Genomic DNA, 21,734 nt, shown 5'->3' with positions numbered 1-21,734 from the left:
CGCAGGCAGAGGCGCGCAGCGTTCTCTCCACACCTGCACTTCCGACAGCACGTGGTCGCACGATCCGACCGCAGGCGACCTTCACCCATAAGGAGTCAGCGCCGTGAAAGCCGTTGTGATGGCCGGCGGCGAAGGCACCCGCCTTCGTCCCATGACCTCCAACCTTCCCAAACCCCTTCTGCCCGTGGTCGACCGGCCCGTCATGGAGCACGTGCTGCACCTGGTGAAGCGCCACGGAATCACCGATGTCGTGGTCACCGTGCAGTTCCTCGCCTCGCTCATCAAAAACCACTTCGGCGACGGCGACGAACTCGGCCTCAAGCTGACCTACGCCCACGAAGAGCAGCCTCTCGGTACCGCGGGCAGCGTCAAGAACGCCGAAGAGACACTGAGGGGAGACCCCTTCGTCGTCATCTCCGGGGACGCGCTGACCGACCTCGACCTCACGGACGCCATCCGCTTCCACCGCGAGAAGGGGGCCCTGGTCACCGTCTGCCTCACACGAGTCCCAGACCCCCTGGAGTTCGGGATCACCGTGGTCGACGCAGAGGGACGCATCGAACGCTTCCTCGAGAAGCCGACCTGGGGGCAGGTGTTCACCGACACCGTCAACACAGGCATCTACATCATGGAGCCAGAGATCCTCGACTACGTCGCCGCAGACAAACAGGTCGACTGGTCGGGCGATGTCTTTCCCCAGCTCCTCGCCGAAGGCAAACCCCTCTACGGATACGTCGCCGACGGCTACTGGGAGGACATCGGAAGCCACAACAGCTACGCCCAGGCGCAACTGGACGTGCTGGACGGCAAGGTCCAGGTCGAAGACCTTGGATTCGAACTCTCGCCCGGCATCTGGATCGGCGAAGGCGCAGAGATCCACCCCGACGCGGTCCTGACTGCCCCGCTGTACATCGGCGCCAACGCAAAGATCGAGGCCAAGGCCGAAGTCCGCAGCCGCACGGTGGTCGGACGCGGTGCAGTGGTCCAAAGCCGGGCAGTACTGGATGAGGCAGTCCTCCACGAGAACGTCTTCATCGCCCCCGACACACACGTGCAGGCCGCCGTCATCGGCAAGAACACCGACGTCATGCACGCCGCCCGCATCGAACCCGGCGTCGTCATCGGCGACGACTGCAGGATCGGAGCGGCATCCATCGTCGCCGGCGGGGTCCGCATCTACCCCTCCAAGCACATCGAGGACGCAGCCTGCGTGAACGCCTCAGTCGTCTGGCAGACGCGTGGACAGGCCCAACTCTTCGGTCAACGCGGCGTGGACGGCATCCTCAACGTCGACATCACCCCAGAACTCGCCGTTCGACTCACTGCCGCGTACGCCTCAACCCTGAAGAAGGGCGACACCGTCGCTCTCGGCAGCGACCACTCCCGCGGTGCCCGCGCACTCACACACTGCATAGCCTCCGCACTCCAGACCAGCGCCATCAACGTGCTTGCCCTCGACACAGTCCCCATGCCCGTGGCACGCCAGCAGACCCACATCACGGCCGTCGGCGGAATCTACGTCCGCACCATGCACGCCGAACCGGACTCCGTCGAGATCCTCTTCCTCGACAGCGACGGCGCCGACCTGAGCGAGGCCGCCAAGCGAAAGCTCGACCGCGTCTACGCACGCCAGGAGTACAGGCGCGCCTTCCCCGGCGAGATCGGCGACATCACCCGGCCTCCCTCCGCGCTCGACACCTACGCCGACTCGCTCACCACTCAGATCACCGTCGGCAAACTCACCAACTCCGCAGTGAAGGCAGTCATCGACGCAGCCCACGGCTCCGTCAGCCACTCCCTGCCTGACCTGATCGGAAAACTCGGCATCGACGCCCTCGTCCTCAACACCGGTGTCACGGACGCCCGTCCCACCGAGACAGACACCGAACACGCCGAAGCCCTGACTCGGCTCGGCGACATGGTCCGCTCGTCAAAGGCATCCATCGGAGTGCGCTTCGACCCCGTCGGCGAACGGCTCACCCTGGTCGATGACCAAGGCAGCGTCATCGACGACCGCCGAGCGATCCTGCTCCAGGTCGCACTTGCCGCTCGCCATCATGAAGGCGGCCGCATCGTTTTGCCCGTCACCATCTCCCGGACCGCAGAGGACCTGGCAGCCAGATACGGGGCTCGTGTTCAATGGGTCGGCACGTCTCCTGCAGACCTCGCGCAAGCGGCGACCCGGCCAGACACCATTCTCGCCGGTGACGGCAGCGGCGGGTACATCGTGCCGGGGGTCGGCGCACCCTTCGACGGGATGGCAGCCTTCACCACCATGATCAACCACCTGGCAGAGTCAAGTCTGACCCTGAGCGAGCTCGACGCTCTGCTGCCCGAAGATCGGCTCATACAGCGCGAAGTACCCACACCATGGTCCGCAAAGGGGATCGTCATGCGTAGCATCGCCGAAGCAGACGGTGACCACGTGGTGGACACCACCTCCGACGGCGTCCGCATCGTCGAACCCGACGGAAGCTGGGCTCTGGTTCTCCCTGACGCCAGCCTCGCAGTCACGCGAGTGTGGGCCGAGGCCCCCACCCTGGCCAACTCCCAAAAGCTCCTGGACAAATGGGCCGGCCGCGTTGCGGAAGCCACTGTGTGAGCAGGAGCCTGGCACCTCGTCCAGAGCGAGAGGTGCCAGGCTTGCCACCAGGCGTGGGGGATGACGCTGATGTGCGCGGCGCTCGGGCATACCCGGCATCATCGGCAACACCGGCTGAGAGCGGTCCAGGGCCTGGATCTGGGACTTCTCGTCCACCGACAACACCACCGCGCCTTCGGGCGGGTTGAAATACAGCCCCACCACGTCGTAGACCTTCCCCACGAACAACGGGTCCGTCGACAGCTTGAAGGTGTCGGTCAGATGCGGCTTGAGCTGGAACTTTCGCCAGATCCGGCCCACCGCCGACTCGACAGACCCCTACAGTCGGCCATCGATGAACGCGACTCGTGGGTGGCGCCCTTCGGAATCTCCTTCAGCGTGCTGACCACGACTGCTTCCACCTGCTCAACGCTGATGGTGGGCGGCCGGGCCCGGCCGGGGCTCGTCCACCAACCCGTCCAGCCGGCCGGCCAGGAACCGGCGACGCCACGTGCGGACCGTGTCCGCCGCGATCCGCAACTCCCGCGCCACCGCAACGATCGGTGGGACATCAGCCCTGGCACACGCCAGCACGATGCGCGCCCGCAAAGCCACTGCCTGCGCAGATGACGCCCGCCGGGCCCAACGTCCCAAGACCACACGCTCATCAGCGGACAGCAACAACGGCTCCGACTTCGGGCCACGACGTGGCACCTGCGCATCTGAAGAAGCAGTCATACACAAACTGACGACGGATCTCCGGCGCGGGACACTAGCGGCTGATCGACACCACCTGTCCCTGCTCACCGCCCTCGACGAGGCGCACATAAGCGCGTGCGACGTCGGCGGCGGGCATGCCGTCGAGTTCGTCCTGACCCATGCTCGCGAGCGTCTCAGAAACCCACCCGGGGCTGACCGCGTTGATGCGAGTCCCGCGCGGCATCTCCTGTGCAGCTGCGACCACAAAGGCGGACAGCCCGCTATTGACCAGGGCGCCGAACGTTATGCCCGGAGCAGCTACCCGGCCGGGACCAGAGGTCAGTGTCACTGACCCCTGGTCCGACAGGTGCATCAGAGCACGTCGGACCAGATGAACCTGCCCGAGCAGTTTGCCCTCGAGTCCCCGGAAGAACTCCTGGTCGTCGGGCTCCTCAAGACCGGCCAGGCAACCGCTCGCAGCGCAACAAATGACGGCATCCACCTCGCCCACCGAGGTCAACATTGCATCAATTGATGCGCTATCTGTCATATCGACGTGCACGGGCCCCCGGCGTGAGGCGCGGACCACCTGATGCCTGTCCTCGAGAGCCGAGGAGACGGCTGAGCCGATAGTTCCGCTGGCGCCGATAACGATGATCTTCAGAGTGGCTCTCCATTGCGATGAGGTGCAAGTTCGCAGCTGTCGAGATAATTCGCTCTGCAGATCTATCCGCGATTCCAAGGGGGAAAGAGTACTGTTCTGCGAAAAATCGCGGGCACGTGCCGCTCCTGCGAACCGCAATGCAATATAAGCAGAAACGCGCGATGAGTCAATTCGTCTAATATGGAAATACTAACTACAACTCGGCGGTCGGCCGATACTCTCGCCGGCCACCTGGGTTCTGGGCCGAGCCTGATCAGGTGAACCCTCGGAAGAACTGATCTGCCAAAGCCTGCTCTGTCGGGATGTGGCGACCCTCGACGATTCGGCCATCCTGGAAGCGATAAGACACGAGCCAGGTCATCACCGTTCCACAGCCGCCAACCCCGGCTGCCTGCACGCGCTGTAGTTCGATCGCCCAGTTCTCATCGGCTTGACTGACGAGGGTCTCGACCCGCAGATCCGCAAACGCCAGACATTCGTAATAGTGGATAATCTGGGTCAGGCCCACATGGACACCCGACAGCGGATGGTTCCCCGGGACGATCCACGCGGCCCCCTCTGAAAGAACCTCGCTCCGCAGGGCTTCGTGGTTGCTGGTGGCGTAATACTCGAAGAATTTCTGCACCGTCGCGAGATTTATTTCGACGCTACCCGTATGTATGTCCATGCGTCCGCTCCGATCGCTCGTCCACCTCCGTCCAAGTCTCGCCAGCCCCGAAGTCCCCGTCCAATAGCCGCACCCATAGGCAAGCGGCATGCCCAGCCGTGCCTGACCACCCCTCTGCTGCTCTAGAGATCTTCAACGGCTGAGGTTTCGGCGGTTGGAAGTCGAGGCCGGTCTTGGCGATGAGGCCGTCGATGAGGCCGGGTCGGTACTGCATCCGTTTGACCGGATCTTCACCAGCGCGGTGAGCTTGTCGAGGCTCTGTTTGGTGAGGTTGGCCAGCGACCGTTTCAGGTGTGACCAGACGCCCTCGACCGGGTTGAACTCGGGCCCCGCTTGGCGCTCATAGTGGGGTTGCACCGCGGGTCACAGACCTAACGGTGTTGGTGGAAATACCTGTGACGGGCCGTCGACACCGACGGCGCGGTCCTGGACATCCTCGTCCAGAACAGGCGGGACAAGGCTGCCGCCAGGCGTTTCTTCCGCCGGCTGATGAAGACCACCGGCCAGGTGCCGCGAGTGATCGTGACGGGCAAGCTGGCCTCCTATGGTGCCGCGCACCGGGAGGTGATGCCCTCGGCCGAGCACCGCTCCCACAAGGGACTCAACAACCGGGCGGAGAACTCCCACCAGCCCACCCGGCAGCAGGAACGCGCGATGAAAGGGATTCCGCTCCGCCAGCGGAGCGCAGCGCTTCCTGTCCGCGTTCACCGGGATCTCACCCCACTTCAGACCCAAGCGTAATCTCATGACCGCCCGCCGCTACCGCTTCGAAATGATGATCCGCTTCACCATCTGGAACCACATCACCGGCACCACCGGCATGCCCACCACAGCCTGAGCAGCAGGCAGCCGACGCCCCCTCCCGCCCTGACGCAGCATCAGCCGATCGCGCAACCGACAACGTGACAGTGTCCCCAAACGGGCGGCGCGGTCCTGTTGGCGGTCGTCGTCCGCTTCCTCCTCGGCAGGGTGCCGTCCGAACGATGTGGTTGATCCGCATTGCTGCACAGGTTGGAAAACTGGCTCAGCGTGGCTCATCGATGAAGCGCGGTGCAGCACCTAGATTTGCCCCGCCCTTCCAGTTTGCGTCGGCTACGGGTTGCAGTGGGCTGCTCTGACGGCAGGAGGGCTGCCACACCCGTCGATTCGGACGCACACCTCTGGGAGAGGCCATGACGACAACTCCTGGCGGGGAACCCGTTCCCTCCGTCGCTCACGACCCGGCCAGCCGTCGCAGCTTCCTGAAGTACTCGGCACTGGCAGCGTCGGTACCCGCGCTGCAATCCGTACTCGCAGACCCCGCTGCGGCCGCTGCCGCACCGGGCGCGTACGCGCCCGTTCCGCCCACCGCAATCGGTCCGCAGATCCCCGCGAAGGGTTATCTGGTCCAGGAGATCGGCAAGCGGCTGTACTGGCTGACGGACGGCTTTTACCAGATCATGTTCCTGGTGACCAAACGTCACCACCACGAGGGGCAGCGTGTCATCGTCGTGGACGCTCCCCCGACGCTGGGGGGCAACATCCTCCGCGCGATCGAGGAGGTGGCACCGGGTGCCCGTATCAGCCACCTGGTGTACTCCCACTACCACGCGGACCACATCGGCGCGGCGGACAAGCTCCGCGACGCGAGCCTCCCGAAGCTAGTGATCATCGCCCACGAGCAGACCGCCCACCTGCTGAAGCAGGTACCCGAGTCCAGCCGGCCGCCGATGCCGAACCGCTCTGTCTCCAGCAGCTACCGTCTGGAGGTGGACGACCAGGTCCTGGAGCTCCACTACAAGGGCCCCAACCACAGCCAGGACAACCTGTTCATCTACGCGCCGCGGCAGAGGGTCCTGAACGTCGTGGACATCGTCTACCCCGGCTGGGTCCCGTTCAGGAACCTCGTCGTGTCCACCAACATCCCCGGCTGGCTCAACGCGCACAACCAGCTCCTGGAGTTCGACTTCAAGACCTACATCGGCGGGCACCTGACCCGTCTGGGTACCCGGCAGGACGTCGAGATCCAGCAAGAGTACCTGCGCGACCTGGAGCACTACGGCAGGAAGGCCATCACCGAATTCGTCAACGTGGGCCCCCTCTTCGCCAAGTACCCGGGCAACCCCTGGGCCGTGTTCAAGGAGTACCTCGACATCCTCACCCAGACTACGGCCGACGCCGTCACCCCGGCCTGGACCAGCCGGCTCGGCGGCGCCGACGTCTTCACCTTCGACAATGCCTGGACCATGGTCGAATCCCTGCGGCTCGACCACAAAGTCCTCGGCCCCTTCGGCACCCTCCCCTGAGCCCGGCTCTGCCAGGGATCGCGGCGTTCCCCGGTGCGACAGCGTGATCAGCGGGCATGCTCGGGGCTGTTCCGCAGGCCGAGTGCAGCTGTCGAGGTGCCCGTTGTCGCTCCGTCCTCGTTCCGGTGAGCAAGTCACGTCTTTGACCGAGCAGATCACGCCGGCGAGCAACCCCGGATCCGGCCCGCCTGCCCGTCGGGTGCTTCGCCAGTACCTCGGCCACCGTCTCACTAGACTCGGCCAGCCGCTTGAAGCGCGGCTTCCGCTGCTTCAAGCAGAGCTCATGCCCGACCAGCACAAATCCGGCGATCACGTGCGGAAAGCGGAAACCTCCTCACCCACATCGCCGCCGTACCAGCCTCAGATCCCGCAACGTCGGCGCCTCGGACACCGTCTCGGGGGACACGGCCGTCGGGGGTGCAGGTCCCTGTCCAACGTCCCCACCACAGGGAGCTGCCTCAGCAGCGATCTCCACTTGAACGCCGCCCGCGCCAGCGTCCGGCCCCAGCAGGGGCTGCTTGTTGTTCTGCAAGCCCACCAGCCAGGCCTGGCCGTCCTCGAGGAGGCGCAACTGGTCCTGCAAAGCGGCGATATCGATTTGGATCCGCTCACGCTCTTTCGTGATGAGCTCCAAGTCGTCCTTCACCACGGCCGCGTACCTGGCGCGGATAGACAGGAGATCAGCGACAGATTCATTCATGGGACTGCCTTCCAACACGCTGCTCGGCAGCGGCCACGCTACGCACATCGGTGATGTCGGCCTGCCCAAACGTGCTTACAAGAACGATTGCGACCGGCTTCTGCTCAACCCAGACCGCAATTCTTCACGGCCCGCCTGGGGCTGAAGGAGCCGACAACCTCGGCCAGTTCACTCCGACACCGCAGCAAATGCCGCATGGCCTCAATCGATCGGCGTGTGGAGCCCCGGCACGCTGCTGAGCACGGAGAAGCCCCCGGCCCGCAGGCCGACGGCGCCGGCGGTGTACAGCGCCAGATGTGAGAGGGGGCAGGGCGGTGTCCCGCGGACGGTTCGGACAGCTCCAGTGTCGGCTGCGCCAAGGTGCTCGCGGTGCACCTCCCCATGCATTGATGCGGTACCCAGAACGTGACCCGCAGGGCACGGCTGCACCGTAGAGGAAGAGCCTGGCGAAGCTGGAGTCCGCCTACCTGCGGGTGCCCGGCCACAACGTCGCCCGCCACCTGCTGCAGCGTCTCAACGGCAAGGCCGCGGCACCCGAATCGAGTTCCAACCCCTCAACCAGACCCAGTCACCTGCCCCTCCAGCGCGACGTCTCCCTCCGCACCCTGAACGTCCGGCAGTGGGACCGGATGATCGACGTGTGGGCGACCGATGACGATCAGGCCATGGACACGGCCTGGTTCGACGACATCACCGCCGACCTCGGCTCCGAGTACGGCGCCTACGAACACGTCATGAAATCGGCTTCTCCGCCTGAACAGCCGCCTGAGCACTGGGCGTGACCGCCACGGAGCAGCGATCACGCCCTTTCCCCCGCCCGCTGCTCGTCCAGGTCGAACCCGAGCCTCTCGGTCAACGTCGCCACGTCCGTCCACAGCGCCACTGGCGTCAGAAGCGACCAAGGCTGACCGCGCGCCGGGTCCTCGAGCAGCACTGTCTCCGTGTAGCCGTCGCTCCACTGTTCGCCGCGAGCCGCGCCGTTCTTCCAGGCGCGCTCACCGAACCACAGCCGTTTGACCGCTGCTTCCACCAGCCGGGCGTGCAGCCCGACTCGAAACTCGCGGGTGTAGACGACCTCCCAGCCGTTGTGGCGGTGGATCCGCAGCCTGGTGTTGCGGTCCGAGTCCTCGCAGATTCCGATCTTCGCCATGGCCGGACCGGACGTCCGCTGCAGGAGGTAGACGATGCCCGGCTCGCTGTCCTTGAAGCCGGTCACCTTGCAGACGCGGGAGTTGCAGGCGCCCTGGCCGCGGTAGAGATTGCCGAGCGCCGGATTAACCGGTCCGTCGCAGTTCAAACAGGTGCCCGCCCACGAGGCGTTGGTGTTCTTGAACCCCTCAGGATCGTCGGGGCGGAACCGATACGCGATCGCGCGCGCCCACGCCTGCTCGAGGGACAGGGGAGTGTTCGGCGCGCAGTACATGCAGGCGCCCTGCCCCTGCATCACGTCGTGCAGTCGTGGCTTGACCGCGCGCTGGCAGCGCAGGCATGTGCCCGGCCACGGCACGTCCACACGCGCATAGACAGTACTGGGCTCCACACACCCCTTGTCGCGCATGACAGTGACGGCGACGTCCGGGTCGATGGCCCGCCGGGCGCAGTACTTGCAGGCCATGGCACCCTGCCGGACCGTCTTGATGGATACCTTGATCGGCTTGCCGGCACGCGGACACCCCTCATTGAGGCACAGGCTCCCAACAGAGGTTCTGTTGTTCGTGTACGGCTCCAGCAGCTGGATGTTGGCCTTGGCGATCGTCCTGGCCAGTTCGTCCTCGCCCAGTCTGAACTTCTCGGCGCGTTCACGATCCGCGCACGGGCGGCACCCACGGGGTGCGTCCCCCCAGCGCCGGGCCTTGGTGGCGATGCTGTCGTAGGTTGGTTTGATGGGGCCCTTGCAGCGGTCACAGATGCTCGGCCAGGGCGCCGTGGCCTTCTGGAACACGGTCGTCGGCAGGCATCCGTTGCGCACCATCAACTGCCGGGCCTCCTCTGGGTCGACAGCTTGTCCCGAGACCAATGTGCCCGCCGAAGAGACAGACGATGAGAATCGCGTGGGAACGCACCCCACTGCCAGGCCACCGCGCTGTTCGGCGGCTGTGAGGCCGCCGATGAGGGCCATGGCGTTCGTGGTAGCAGCCTAGGGAGAACAGCTGGCGATGCACGTCGTTTGTGGGAACGCAAGGCGGACATGACGATCCGTCAGCCCTGCCGGGGCGCCGCCAGGAAGCGAGCGACCGTCCCCCAGCCAGTGCGGTGGCGGTCGACGGCTTTGGACTTGAGGGCCGGGAGCACGACGAACCGGAGATACCAGTGGGACGGCGACGAGGGATCGGACTGAATTGCGCTCTTGCGACGTGCAATCCGCGCGTATAGACCGGCTCTTCGAGCGCGTGAGTTTTCCGCTTCCTGCCCCGAGCCTGGAGGGCGGGGTGGACCGTCTACCGCAGCAAGCGCGGCCAGTGCTGCCGCAACTCACGCAGAAGGCAGGCCGTCCCTGGGATGTGAGAGGCCGCACATGGTCCCAAGCCTGGCGGAGATGCGTGGCAGTCTCGAGTCAGCGGAAGCATGCTGCAGGGATGTGCGCAGTTATACCGCTTGTGGCTCAGCCATGGGAGCGAAAAAGTCCCACAGTCTCGTTTCCGCACCTCGCCAGCCCATGCTGTCAGAGGGCGGGATTATTCTCCGCATGTGACGATTCCTGCACCTTCACCAGCTGACCTCGATGCTGCCAAAGCTCTGGCCTTACGCGAGGGCCGCCCCGCAAACATGCACAGCTCCGGGGTGACTGAACTGGCCGCGGCACTGGGCGTGCTGCGCCGCACTGAGACCGGCCAGAGCGTCGCGGACGCCGTGCTGCTGGCCGCCCACGACCTGCTGTACGCGCAGGTGCCGCGCCATCTCGGTGACAGCAGCATGCGGCGGCTGGCGGAAGTCCTCGTCGGCAGGGGAGTGGTGCCTAAGCCCGGCGACTACGAAGGCCAGTGGTGGCTGTGGTGGCCCAAGAGCGGGCACGGCCCGTGCCCCGACTGCGGCAAGACGCGCTCCCTGACCCGCTATTCGGCGCGCTTCGGCCACGAGTACCGCTATCTGTGCGCACGCTGCCGCTCCGCCGAACGCCAGCAGATCGCCGAGCAGGCCAGCAGGCTCCGCGAGATGATCGCCCCACGGACCGGACTTCACCCGGCGCACGTACCTGCGCCAGCCGCCGGCAGCCACCCCACCGAGGCGGCACCGTCAGACAGTGCGGCCGTTGCCGTGTCCCCTCCCTCAGGCCGCGACTGGGAGACCTACGTGGCGCGGTTGGAGGAGCTGCTGGCTGCGCTGGAGTGGGCAGGTTTCGACCTGCCGCAGGAGTGGGACAGCGACTTCGATGAGCAGGAGGGCGCGCTGTTGTTCGCCGCCCTGTGGCGCGGCGACGGCGGCGTGGGCGTCGAATACCACCCCCACCGGGGCGTGTTGGCCCTGCAGCCCTTCGACGACGTGACGGGAGAGTGGCCCGAGTCCTATTCCCTGCTGGAGGACAGCATCGAGATCCCCGTCGCCGCCTCCGGGGAGCAGGCCGTCACCGCCGTCGAGGCCGCCGCCGGAGAAGCCGGGCTGCTGGATGCCGCTCACGTCCTTGTCGCTGACACGGCACCGCCGGAGGCCAAGCAGGAGTTCGCCCTGCGCAGAGTCCGCCGGATCTTCCAGCCGGCTGCGGACTTTCGGCGGTTGCCGCTGGCCGATCTGCTCCAGGAGGTCACCGAGAACGAATGGTTGAGCGCCTACCTGGACTGGGTGGTCGGCATGGACGGCCGGAACGTCGAGCCCGACATTGTGCCGGACGCGGCAGCGCTGGGGGTGGCCGCCTGGTGCTGGCGCAACAACACCGCGGTGGAAGACCACCACCTGGACACCGACGTGCTGATGGCCCGTGTCAACATCGCCGTCACTCGCGTCACCCAACAGCACATCTGCCCCGCGGAGGGCATCGACTGGCACAGCATCAAGGATGCTCTGATGGATCCGCAGTGGGCCCTTGCCGACGGCACCCCGGTCCATTCCCTGTTCGGCCCGGGCTGGAAGCAGGTAGCCGCCACCGTCACCGCAGAACTCGACCGCTGGCGCCAGCTCGACCACGAGGTCCTCGGCCCCCAGACCACGTTGATCCTGATGAGCATCGGCGGTTCCACCAGCTACACCGACTCCTGGTGGGGACAGGGCCGCTGGCACAGCATCTGCCGCCGCATCATTGACGACGCCGTGGCCGCGGGCCTGACCCTGCCATCGCCCTACGACGAGCGCGGTCCGGATGCCCTCCTGGCCGACCTCGATGCCCCAGACCAGGTCCCCGACCCCATCCTCGACTGGCTTATCGACCTTCCAGACGCCGGCGTCCACGGACCCCGCGGCCTGCGCATGCACCTCGTCACCCGACCGCCTCAGTCGTGTTGGGACCCGTACTGGCTCACCGACAGCACCCCCTGACCGCGCAGCACGGGGCACGACAGAAGCTAGGCAGTGGCAGACGGCCAGTGATCGGTGGACGACAGGAGAGCGGACCAGGCATCGTCGCTCACCACGCGCGTCCTGCCACACCGGCCCTGCGCGGGGCGGCAGGCCTAGGCGGTTTCGTTTGGATCAGTCGGTCGTTGGTCCGGGTGTGCCGTTGACTGATGCGCAGTGGGCGCGGATCGAGCCGTTACTTCCGGACCGGATGCCGAAGCGGGGTGGCCGGTGGCGAGATCACCGTGAGGTGATTGACGCGATCGCCTTCAAGTTTCAGACCGGGACCCAGTGGGTGCACCTGCCGGAGAAGTACGGCAACTGGCGGGGCGTCTACAACCGGCTGCGGATGTGGGCCGTCGACGGCACCTGGGAGCGGGTGTTCACCGCCCTGGTGACCAGGCCGACGCGGGCGAGGACCTGGCCTGGGCCGTCTCGGTGGACTCCACGATCGTGCGCGCTCACCAGCTCACAGTCCGGAGCCCGCAAAAAGGGGCTCCGGACTGTGAGCCGGACAACCACGCCATCGGCCGCTCCCGCGGCAGACTGACCACGAAGATCCACCTCGCGGCCGACGGCCGTTGCCGGCCACTCGCGTTCGTCCTCACCGCCGGACAGGCCGGGGACGCACCCGCATTCACGGACGTCATGGCCCGCCTGCGCGTTCCCCGCCGCCGTGGACGGCCCCGCACCAGGCCGGACATGGTCCTGGCCGACAAGACACCCCATGCAGCTATCGGGTCAAGCAGCTGCGGTGAGTGGTGATGGTTTCGGTGGGGCGAATGCGAGCGCCTCGTTGAACCTCTGGCGGGTGGTCAGGCAGTGGTGGAGCTGGCCGAGCATGCGGTTGAAAAGGTTTCGGAGAGCCGCGTAGTAGCGATCGCCGGTCTCCCTTCGGCGGTTGTAGTGGTCGTGGGCGCCGATTGAGGCAGTGAGTGCGGCGAAAGCCCAGTGCCGGCCGGTTGCGGCCAGGCGGCTGTTCTTGATCCGGCGGTGGCTGACGCGGCGGCTTTTGCCGGACTCGCGCGTCACGGGGGCACTTCCGGCGTAAGCCTTCAGATCGCGGGCTGTGTCGAACCGGGTGCGGTCGTCGCCAATTTCGGCGAGGAGCCGGGCGCCGGTCAGCGCGGCGAGACCCGGGAAGCTCGTGATGATCGCCGCGTCGGGGTGCTGCAGGAAGAGCTCCTCGGTGGCGCTCGCCAGCTCGTCGCAGGCCTTGCAGGCGGCTTCGAGCTGGGCGAGCAAGGCAAGTGTTTGGTGTCCCATCGCCGTTTCCACCAAAGCCGGCTGACGAAGCCAGGTCCGGCGGAACACTTCGAGCAGGCGGTCGGTCTCGACCCCTGCCCAGAGCTGATCCAACTCCCAGTCCTCAACGCCTATTAGGCGTACTCCTCCCGCGAGATCCGGGACCATCTGCGCAGACGCGGTATCCGCGCAGTGATCCCGGAACGGGCCGACCAGCGGGCCAACCGGATGCGGCGCGGACGGGCCGGTGGCAGATTGTCTGCCTTCGACCGGGAGGCATACAAGCAGCGCAACACTGTCGAGCGGTGCATCAACCGCCTGAAGCAGTGGCGAGGCATCGCCACCCGCTACGAGAAGACCGCGACCATCTACCTGGCCGGACTCCACATCGCAGGCATCTTCCTCTGGTCCACACGCTGATCCAACCCTAGCCTCGTGTCAGGGTCTTGACCTCCGGAGGCAGGCTGCCACCGGGTTGGACGGCAAGGAGCATGACCTCGTGCGAGGTGTACCGCATCGCAATGGCGATACGTGGATTCAAGCCGTCGACGGCATAGGCCGTGGTCGGTTCGGGCCCTGCGGCATCGTCGTCGTGGCCCGGCGTGTCATCGCAGGGCGGGAACTCGGCAGGGCCGAGTGCTTCGCCAACGGTGAAGTCGACGTTGGCCACCTGCGTGTAGGTGCGGCCCCCGTACATGGCAGCGATCGCGCATGACCCTTCGGCCTCTCCGCCACCGCCCTGCGCCGTGCAGGCGGTCGTCAGCGCGGCCACGACCATGATCATGCCCGAGTACCACGGCAGCCGCCGCGACCGCGTCGACATGGCGGCGTTGCGTCGGCTTGAGCTGCTGATTCGCATCGGTGGGCTCCTTCTGGAGCGTGCGCGCTCCGTCTCACCGGGTACCGCATGACGCATGGGGAGTTCGGACCCCGGGCGCGGCTCCCGATCCATTCATGACCATGACGGAGCTCGAGGCGAACTGGTTCGTTCCGCTTTGGGTGACTCGCCCTTCTCGCATGATCCAAACGAGAGACCCTAGAGCGGGGGACAGGTGTGGGCTCCACGGGCTGCGGGTCGGGTGACGATCTGATCGGTGCGCACGCGCAGCGCCCGCTTCGTGAGGTCGCCTGTGCCTTTGGCCCGCTGTGGATCCCACAGCCAGGTCTCGTCGCCGGTGACGTCGAATGCGAGGACCGGGTGGCCGGTGGGCAACGGCCCTGGCTGTACGGCCGTGTGTGCTGCATCGAGCGGACTCACGCAGACCAGACGGGCGCTGATGCCGAAGAATGACGAAGGGTCATGCCCGGCCGCAGACTGTGCGGCGGTGCGATGTGCCGCCGCGGTGGCTGAGGACAGCCCCACGATCAAGGCCACCACCATCGTCAGCAGGGTGAATGTGCTGACCACGACGATGCAGTACGCCTTCGAGCCGCTGATCCAGTAGAAGTGCCGAACCCAGCCGAGCACGCCCAGCCCGCACAGCGCGGCCGCGATGCACAGGCCCGCCGGTTTCACGCCGGCCAGATACATCCACAGGGGATCGACGTTGGCGGCTGTGAGAGGGACACCAAGGCACACAGTCAGGTAGACACCCTGCACAAGCCGTCCCATCCAGGGCAGCACCCACGCCAGGGGGAGAACGGCGATCGGCAGCAGGGCAGCAACGTTGCGGGAGAACCAGCTCTGGCGCAGCGCGTAAGTACAGCCACGCAGCACCAGCAGCCCGCACAGTAGTACCCCTGGCGGCCGCAGAACGCCCACGCTTCCTAGCGCCGGGGAAAGCAGCTGGATCATGAAGCCGCAGGAGCTGGTACTGCCGACGAGTGTCAGCCCGCACAGCCAGACGATCATTCGGGAGTGCCGTTCCCGGTCGGCGATCCATGCGCCCACCCACCACGCCGACAGAGGCAGCAGCGGCGTCAGCACGACTTGCCACCACAGGCCCAATCCTGCCAGCACCCAGCCAAAGATCATGGCGGCGGCGCCAACTGCCATGCCGGCAAGCCCCCAGGCCCGGGCGTACCAGGGAGTGGGCTCCTGCGGACGCAGGGCATGGGCTGAGGCGATTCCGGGACGCAGGTCATGACGGTCCTCGTCAAATTCCACACCCCCCAAGTCCGGCTGCAGGCGAAGAGCCGCTAAAGCCTCCTCGCGCGTGCCCGGACCGTCCAAACGCACCCGCCGGTGCACGTCCGCTGCCCCCACCGACACCCACAGCCGTGTGGCCCAGCCCGGTCCCCAGGCAGCCTTCCGGTGCACGTGCCAGGTACTGGAAGCCGTTCGTGCCTCCTCGGGCTCCAGCAGTGTGGCGTCTCCGATATGTGCCGTCACCCGGCCTGCGAGCGCCGCCATGACGCGGCGTTCAGCCTCGCTCAACGCGCCCCATCGGCTTCCCTGCAGACGCACCTCCACCCGGTAGAGCGCCGTCGCCTCATCCTGCCGGGCATCGTCCACGCGGGAGAACAACAGCCCGCACCGCTCCCACTGCTCACGGGCGGTGTCCTCCTCCCCGCCGCGTACACGGACCAGCACCGCGGCACGAATGGTGAAGGCTTGCGGCGGAGCCTCGCGGGGACCGTCACCATCACTGCCAGACGGGGCCGTTGTGCGGCGGGAGCGGATCGGAGCGATAAGCGCGCTTGCCATGGTGCGAACCTCCTGCACGGATCTGGCGGACCATACGGGGGCACCGCCAGCGCGGCCGTCACGACACCTGGGTCGGGAGTCGCAGACCCGAAACTGCGGTACGCGACGGTGGTCCAGTGGTGCTGCGCCATTCCAGGACTGCAGCGTCGCGCCTATTCTGTCGTCGCCCACTGACAACCGCCCTGCGCCTCCCGACTCTGGGCCATTCTCGTCCAGCGGCCCCCAGTCGCTTCGCAGTTGGCGCTGTTCGTGCCCCCTTGCGCAACGACATACCCGCAAGCCTGCACCCCGCCGACGATCCGCTGCAGATCGGTTGCGAGCGTCATCTCCCTCTACTTGCAAGAGAGTTCGCCCTACTCGGCCTTTTCGCCGTGGTGACAGCCGCCTTGCGACGCATCCCCTGACCCATTGCCGGAGCGGAGCCCGCTGACCTACGGTTGCTCTCCCTCGCTCCCACCGCGAGAAGACCGCCGACGTCCTGCGGCGGCACCTCACCGGCGACCAACTCGCCAGCCTCGCCGTCCTGCTGACCCGCGAGTACTCCGCAGACCAGGGTCCCCGCTAACGGCAGACACGCCCCCACTGCCCGCGCCAGCCTGCAGGAACGAGCGGATCCGCCCGCCCCCACCGGTACCGGGCACGTGGTCCGCAATTCCAGTGAGGCCCCAGGGAACCGGCGGCTAGGGTGGGTTGACTGGCTCAGCACCGGGGGAGGCCGCCATGCCATACGTTCAGCATCTGTCCGCACGGGTCCCCTGGCACGACGCAGGATGGGCGGGAACGGTCTGCGCCGACCCGGCCGCCAACCACGCCTGCATGCTGCTGGACTCGATCGGCAGGAAACGCGACGACCAGTTCGAGGCGGACCACCGCGGCCAGGACTGGAACACCTTGGGCGGCCGGATCCCCCCATGCGCGCTCGAACGCGGCGCCTTCATGAGCGAGCGCGCCCACGTGGCCGTGCGAGAACACCCCTACGCCTGGAGCCTGAAGGAACTGCAGCCGGCCCGCCTCGCCTTGCCAGCCCACTCGGTCCATGGCATCCCGTACTTCTGGCTGCACCGCGACAACCTCGAGCAGACCGTGCTCGATGAACGGCCCGTCCCCGGATACCAGCCCGACGCCGAAGATCGGGTCGCCGAGCATTTCAGTCAGCGCCAGATGACCTGGGTCATGAACGGCGACAACCAGCAGGCAGTCATCGAGGCGTTCTTCCAAGACGTCGTCGCCGACCAGTCACTGATCTTCTTCTACCTCAAGCACAGCCCCTTCGAGGGCCAGCCGAGGCGCCTGCTTGTGGGAGCCGCGCTCGTCACCAGCCGCACTCCGCCACCGACCTGGCCGGGATCAGAGAGCAGCGCTTTCCCCAGCCATATGTGGGAGACCACCCTGCAACACAGCCTGCGTGCCGACGGCAGCGGCGGGATTCTCCTGCCCCTACAGGCCCTGGCCACCCTCGCCGCCCAGGGCACAGATGTGACCGAAGCCCTGGCCGCCGCGCCAGAGAACGGCCGCAACTTCTCCTACGCCACCGAACACATCTCCCCCGATGCCGCCGTGGCCTCCCTGATGGAACTCAACCGAGCAGCCCGGGCAGCCATCGCCCTGGAAGAAGACAGCGTCACCATCCCGGAAGCCTCCCTGACCTGGCTGGACGAACAGCTCTCCCACGCCTGGAAACGCCGCGGACCCGCACCCGGCCTGCCCGCCGTGCTGGAACGACTGGGATTCCTCCACCCCACCTTCTGCGCCCACCAGCTCATCTCCGCAACCAGCAACGGCGACGACCCCTGGCCGCTGCTGGAAAACCTGCTCGAACAGCGCCCCGTACCCGCCGCTGTGAAGGCCCTGGCTACCGACACGCGCCGGACCATCTGGGCCAACACCCCCGCCGAGGAACGCCAAGCGCTGCGGGTCCTGTCCCGCTTCGACCTCACCGCCGACACGGTGACCCGCGTCCTGGACGGCACCACCGCAGTGGAGACCGGTGCCGCCCTGCTGCTGGACAACCCCTACGAACTTGTCACCTGCACCGTCGACGACGGCGACCCCGTCGCGTTCGAGACCATCGACCGCGGCGTCTTCCCCGACCGGCAAACCACCCTGCGCCACCCGCTGCCGCTCACCACTCCCTTCGACGACCCGCACGACCGCCGCCGCGCGGACGCCGCCATCACGACCGTGCTCGCCCGTGCCCAAGACACCGAGGGGCACACCCTGCTGCCCCAGGAACAGGTCATCGAACGCCTCGAGCAAATGACCCTGACCTTCCCGCTCCCCACCCGCCCCTCGATGCTCCAAGCCCTCGGACTCCTGCCAGCAGCACTGCCGCCCGCCACCGAGAACACCCCTGACCCCTTCACCCAGCTGCGCCGAGCCGACCTCCACGACAACAAGCCCGCCTACAAGCTCGCGTCCGCGGCCATGCGCCGCACCTTCATCCGCGACCGGCTCAACCAGATGCGTGAAGGCGGCCCGCACTCAGTGCCCGCCGACGTCGCCAGCTCCCTGGACACCGTGCTGGACTCCCTGCCCGCGGCCTCCCCTTCCGCCCCCCAGGACGAGACACTGGCTGAGCAGCGGGCCCGCGAGGAAAAAGCCGCGGCGCTCGAGATGATCTACCGCTCCCGTGTCATGCTCCTCAACGGGCCCGCCGGCACGGGAAAGACCACCCTGATCCGCGCTCTGGCACAACGCAGCGAAGTCCGCAGAGACGGGCTCCTGCTCCTGGCACCGACCGGGAAGGCGCGTGTGCAGCTCGAGCAGAAAGTGCGGCATCCGGCCTTCACCCTCGCCCAGTACCTGCGCCAACTCCGCCGTTACGACGACCGCAGCGCCCGCTATCTGACCAACCCCGACGCCGACCGCATCACCGTGGGGACGGTGGTGGTCGATGAAGCGTCCATGCTGACCGAGGACATGCTTGCCGCGCTCCTGGACAGTACAGACATCACCCACCGACTGGTCCTGGTGGGCGACCCCCGACAACTGCCGCCCATCGGTGCCGGACGGCCGTTCGTTGACCTCGAACAGAGCCGCCGGCCAGACACCCCGCCCTGGCCCCGTGTCGCGCCGGGCTGGGCCGAACTGACCATCCTGCGCCGCCAACAAGGCCACGCACGCGATGACTTGGCCCTAGCTGTGTTGTTCTGACACGTTGGTGACGCGGCTGGCTGGGGTGTGGCCGCTGATTCCGGTGTGGGGTCGGTGGTAGTTGTACCAGTCGAGCCAGTCGCCAAACGCTGCCTGGCGTTCAGCATCGGTGGTGTAGGGCCGCTGGTAGGCCCATTCTTCGAGCAGGGTGCGGTGGAAGCGCTCGACCTTGCCGTTGGTCTGCGGCCGCCAGGGCCGGGTCCAGCGCGGCTGGATGCCCAGCTGCCGGCAGGTCTCGCGCCAGGTGGTCTTGCTGTAGGCCCAGGCGTTGTCGGTCAGCACGCGTTCGATGGTGATGCCGTGGTCGGCGAACCAGGCGGTGGCCCGCTGGAGGAAGCCGGCGCAGGTCATGGCGGTCTCGTCGGGCAGGTCTTCGGTGTAGGCGAGGCGGGAGTGGTCGTCCAACGCCGTGTGCAGATAGGCCAGTCCGGCGCGGTCGCGGTTCTTGCGGCCTGCGGCCCGGCCCAGCATCTTGTGGCCACCGCCGTTGGGGATGCGGCCGAGTTTTTTGACGTCGATATGGAGCAGTTCGCCGGGCCGGCTGCGTTCGTAGCGGCGGATGGGCCGGCCGGTGGCCCGGTCCAGCGTGGCCAGCGGGGGCAGGCGGTGGTCACGCAGGATGCGGTGAACGGTCGAGGCGGCGACGCCACTGCGGACCGCGATCCGCTGGGGGCCGATCCGGTGTTCCTGGCGTAGCCGCACGACCAGTTCCTCGACGTCGGCGGGGGTCTTGTGCGGGCAGTGGTGCGGGCGGCTGGAGCGGTCGTTCATGCCCGCCCAGCCCCGTTGCCGGTAGCGGTCGGCCCAGCGTTTGGCGGTGGTGTGACTGACCTGGAACCGCTCCGCGGCCCGCCGCAGCGGCCAGCCGTCCTCAACGATGCACCAGGCCAGGCGCAGCCTGCCGGTGGGAGTCAGAGGAGCGTTACGGTGGCACATGAGGGCCTCCTGCACTCGGCGGTAGATGTCGCAATCACCACCGAAACCAGAAGGCCCTCACCCACGCAAGACCACCCTGCCGTCACCAACGTGCCCGAACAGAACACCTAGCGCGCTGGTTCAGCGGAGACGGACGACCCGACGACGCCGAAGAGGTGTGGCAGAAACTGCTGGGCGGACAGGACACGCCGACCCTGCGCGCCGAGCACTGGGGCGGCCGTCCACCCGCCCAAGTCCTGCGCGACATCCTGGCCCGTGAGTTCGACGTTCGCGACGACCTCACCTTTGCCCAGTCCTACGGTGCCGGAGTGTGGCACAGCGCGAACGGCACCCCATATCCCGACTACAGCACGGCCCCGGAACAGTGCGAGCGTTGGCAGGTACTCTCACCCGTTCGCGGTCACCCCCACGGCACCACCCACCTCAACCGGCGCCTGAAGCAGACCTACCGGCGCACAGCCCTGGACCTGGCGCTGAAGTCCCGATTCCGCCGCACACCCAAGCCATTCGGCCCGGAACAGATCGTTGTGGGAGACAAAGTCGTCAACACTCGCAACCAGAGCCTGACCGCCTACAACACGGCCACCCGCACCACAGCATCGCAGTATGTCGCCAACGGAGAAGTCGGAGTAGTCACCGGGCAGCTCAAGTCCAAGGGCAGCAAAGCGGCCCCCCGCTACACCCAGATCGAATTTCCCTCCCAGCCGGGCCTGAGAATCACAGCCGACCGTGCGGGAACCGACACCGATCCGGCACTAGAACTGGCGTGGGCCCTGACGGTCCACAAGAGTCAGGGCAGCGAATTCGGCACGGTCATCCTCATGCTGCCCGCAGGCCTGCAGAGTATCTCCCGTGAGCTGCTCTACACCGCAATGACCCGCCAGACCGACAAGATCATCGTCTGTCATGAAGGCCCACTGGAAACCCTGCGCGAGCGCGCCAACCCCACGGCATCAGAGACAGCCCGCCGACTGACTGACCTCACCCGGGCCCCCAAACCCGTTCCAGTCCAGGATGCACAAGGGCAACGGCGACTCTTCGACGGCCACCTGGTCCACATCACACACTTCGGCCTCACTGTGCGCTCCAAGAATGAGCTCATCATCGCGGACCTCCTCAAACGCCTGGCCGACGGCCGCTTCACCTACGAAAGGCCACTACGCGGAAGCGACGGACGCCGCCGCTTTCCCGACTTCACCGTCACCACCGATGACCCTGGCCGCCCGATCTACTGGGAACACCTGGGCATGCTCGACGACGCGAGCTACGCCGCGAAATGGAACGAGAAGAAGGCCTGGTACGCCGCCCAGGGAATCCTGCCCGGCCCCAAGGGCGGCCCTCACGGCACCCTGCTGACCACCGATGACCGCGGCGGCGTCAAAGAGGGCGACTGGGAAAGGAAGTTCAAGGAACTCTTCGGGACGTCCGTCACTATCCGGCCTGGGAAGATCACCCGCCGCGGTAGAACCTGAACTGCTCCGATCCGACGGGGAGTGCGCGGCCTGCGGGACAGGTGGGCGTCGCTGTGGTCCGCACCAACCCGTGCGGACCACAGCGACGCCCACCGAGGAGGCCGCGCCCAGTCGGACGCCGCTTCGAAAGAGACCACGATGCGGCATGGTGCTACTTGCCCTCGTCGTCAGCCAGCCAGTGCTGCTCCAGGGGGACGCCG

16 protein-coding genes and 3 pseudogenes are annotated in these 21,734 nt (G+C 66.9%); 10 read left to right on the top strand and 9 right to left on the bottom strand.

The annotated features are described in order from the left end of the window. Positions 1–103 precede the first annotated feature (103 nt). Entirely contained in the window at positions 104–2,602 is a 2,499-nt protein-coding gene (locus OHA58_RS00150; RefSeq protein WP_405474943.1) for a sugar phosphate nucleotidyltransferase, read from the top strand. Positions 2,603–3,007: 405 nt separating this feature from the next. On the opposite strand, the gene OHA58_RS00145 is transcribed toward OHA58_RS00150, so the two are convergent. The 3 genes from OHA58_RS00145 to OHA58_RS00135 all read right to left on the bottom strand — a co-directional run bounded on the left by OHA58_RS00145 (position 3,008) and on the right by OHA58_RS00135 (position 4,611). Then, entirely contained in the window at positions 3,008–3,319 is a 312-nt protein-coding gene (locus OHA58_RS00145) for a helix-turn-helix domain-containing protein (protein ID WP_405474941.1), read from the bottom strand. Positions 3,320–3,353: 34 nt separating this feature from the next. Then, the gene (locus OHA58_RS00140; protein ID WP_405484653.1) at positions 3,354–3,944 is read right to left on the bottom strand and encodes a short chain dehydrogenase; all 591 of its coding nucleotides are present in this window, start codon (positions 3,942–3,944) and stop codon (positions 3,354–3,356) included. Positions 3,945–4,197: 253 nt separating this feature from the next. Further along, positions 4,198–4,611, bottom strand: a complete 414-nt coding sequence (locus OHA58_RS00135; protein ID WP_405474939.1) for a nuclear transport factor 2 family protein — start codon at positions 4,609–4,611, stop codon at positions 4,198–4,200. 399 nt (positions 4,612–5,010) lie between these two features. Between OHA58_RS00135 and OHA58_RS00130 the strand changes: the two are divergent. Then, positions 5,011–5,318 (top strand): annotated as a pseudogene (locus OHA58_RS00130) (transposase); the annotation flags it as partial. 465 nt (positions 5,319–5,783) lie between these two features. Next, entirely contained in the window at positions 5,784–6,896 is a 1,113-nt protein-coding gene (locus tag OHA58_RS00125; protein WP_405474937.1) for an MBL fold metallo-hydrolase, read from the top strand. Between the two features lie 334 nt (positions 6,897–7,230). Here the strand turns inward: OHA58_RS00125 and OHA58_RS00120 are convergent, their stop codons facing one another. Further along, positions 7,231–7,596 carry a hypothetical protein gene (locus tag OHA58_RS00120; protein WP_405474935.1) on the bottom strand — a complete coding sequence of 122 codons (366 nt, stop codon included), beginning with the start codon at positions 7,594–7,596 and terminating at the stop codon, positions 7,231–7,233. 473 nt (positions 7,597–8,069) lie between these two features. Between OHA58_RS00120 and OHA58_RS00115 the strand changes: the two genes are divergently transcribed. Then, a complete protein-coding gene (locus tag OHA58_RS00115; RefSeq protein ID WP_405474933.1) occupies positions 8,070–8,378 on the top strand; it encodes a hypothetical protein in 309 nt (102 codons plus the stop codon). 17 nt (positions 8,379–8,395) lie between these two features. Here the strand turns inward: OHA58_RS00115 and OHA58_RS00110 are convergent, their stop codons facing one another. Beyond that, positions 8,396–9,568, bottom strand: a complete 1,173-nt coding sequence (locus OHA58_RS00110) for a hypothetical protein (RefSeq protein WP_405474931.1) — start codon at positions 9,566–9,568, stop codon at positions 8,396–8,398. Between the two features lie 809 nt (positions 9,569–10,377). Between OHA58_RS00110 and OHA58_RS00105 the strand changes: the two genes are divergently transcribed. The 3 genes and pseudogenes from OHA58_RS00105 (at position 10,378) to OHA58_RS00095 (ending at position 12,846) form a co-directional block, all read left to right on the top strand. Then, positions 10,378–12,063: a hypothetical protein gene (locus OHA58_RS00105; RefSeq protein ID WP_405474929.1), complete on the top strand. Its 1,686-nt coding sequence runs from the start codon at positions 10,378–10,380 to the stop codon at positions 12,061–12,063. Between the two features lie 229 nt (positions 12,064–12,292). Beyond that, positions 12,293–12,406: pseudogene (locus OHA58_RS00100) on the top strand (transposase); the annotation flags it as partial. A gap of 26 nt (positions 12,407–12,432) precedes the next feature. Continuing rightward, positions 12,433–12,846: a transposase gene (locus tag OHA58_RS00095; protein WP_405474927.1), complete on the top strand. Its 414-nt coding sequence runs from the start codon at positions 12,433–12,435 to the stop codon at positions 12,844–12,846. On the opposite strand, the gene OHA58_RS00090 is transcribed toward OHA58_RS00095, so the two are convergent. After that, positions 12,823–13,440 carry a transposase gene (locus OHA58_RS00090; protein ID WP_405474925.1) on the bottom strand — a complete coding sequence of 206 codons (618 nt, stop codon included), beginning with the start codon at positions 13,438–13,440 and terminating at the stop codon, positions 12,823–12,825. The genes OHA58_RS00095 and OHA58_RS00090 overlap by 24 nt on opposite strands. A 24-nt stretch (positions 13,441–13,464) precedes the next feature. Here OHA58_RS00090 and OHA58_RS00085 point away from each other — a divergent pair. Further along, positions 13,465–13,746 (top strand): annotated as a pseudogene (locus tag OHA58_RS00085) (transposase); the annotation flags it as partial. 7 nt (positions 13,747–13,753) lie between these two features. On the opposite strand, the gene OHA58_RS00080 reads toward OHA58_RS00085, so the two are convergent. Further along, positions 13,754–14,185 carry a DUF6281 family protein gene (locus OHA58_RS00080; RefSeq protein ID WP_405474922.1) on the bottom strand — a complete coding sequence of 144 codons (432 nt, stop codon included), beginning with the start codon at positions 14,183–14,185 and terminating at the stop codon, positions 13,754–13,756. A gap of 177 nt (positions 14,186–14,362) precedes the next feature. Next, the gene (locus OHA58_RS00075) at positions 14,363–15,973 is read right to left on the bottom strand and encodes a hypothetical protein (RefSeq protein ID WP_405474920.1); all 1,611 of its coding nucleotides are present in this window, start codon (positions 15,971–15,973) and stop codon (positions 14,363–14,365) included. Positions 15,974–16,693: 720 nt separating this feature from the next. Here OHA58_RS00075 and OHA58_RS00070 point away from each other — a divergent pair. Then, on the top strand, positions 16,694–19,126 hold the full coding sequence (locus tag OHA58_RS00070; protein WP_405474917.1) for an AAA family ATPase: 2,433 nt from the start codon (positions 16,694–16,696) through the stop codon (positions 19,124–19,126). Here the strand turns inward: OHA58_RS00070 and OHA58_RS00065 are convergent. Continuing rightward, positions 19,109–20,062 carry an IS481 family transposase gene (locus tag OHA58_RS00065; protein WP_405474915.1) on the bottom strand — a complete coding sequence of 318 codons (954 nt, stop codon included), beginning with the start codon at positions 20,060–20,062 and terminating at the stop codon, positions 19,109–19,111. The genes OHA58_RS00070 and OHA58_RS00065 overlap by 18 nt on opposite strands. 155 nt (positions 20,063–20,217) lie before the next feature. Between OHA58_RS00065 and OHA58_RS00060 the strand changes: the two genes are divergently transcribed. After that, a complete protein-coding gene (locus OHA58_RS00060) occupies positions 20,218–21,534 on the top strand; it encodes an ATP-binding domain-containing protein (RefSeq protein ID WP_405474912.1) in 1,317 nt (438 codons plus the stop codon). The last annotated feature ends 200 nt before the right edge of the window (positions 21,535–21,734 follow it).

The organism is Streptomyces sp. NBC_00009, assembly GCF_045040855.1.
Classification (GTDB): domain Bacteria; phylum Actinomycetota; class Actinomycetes; order Streptomycetales; family Streptomycetaceae; genus Streptomyces; species Streptomyces aureus.
The sequence above is the reverse complement of the archived record's forward strand: the minus strand, read 5'-3'. Positions and strand labels throughout refer to the sequence as shown.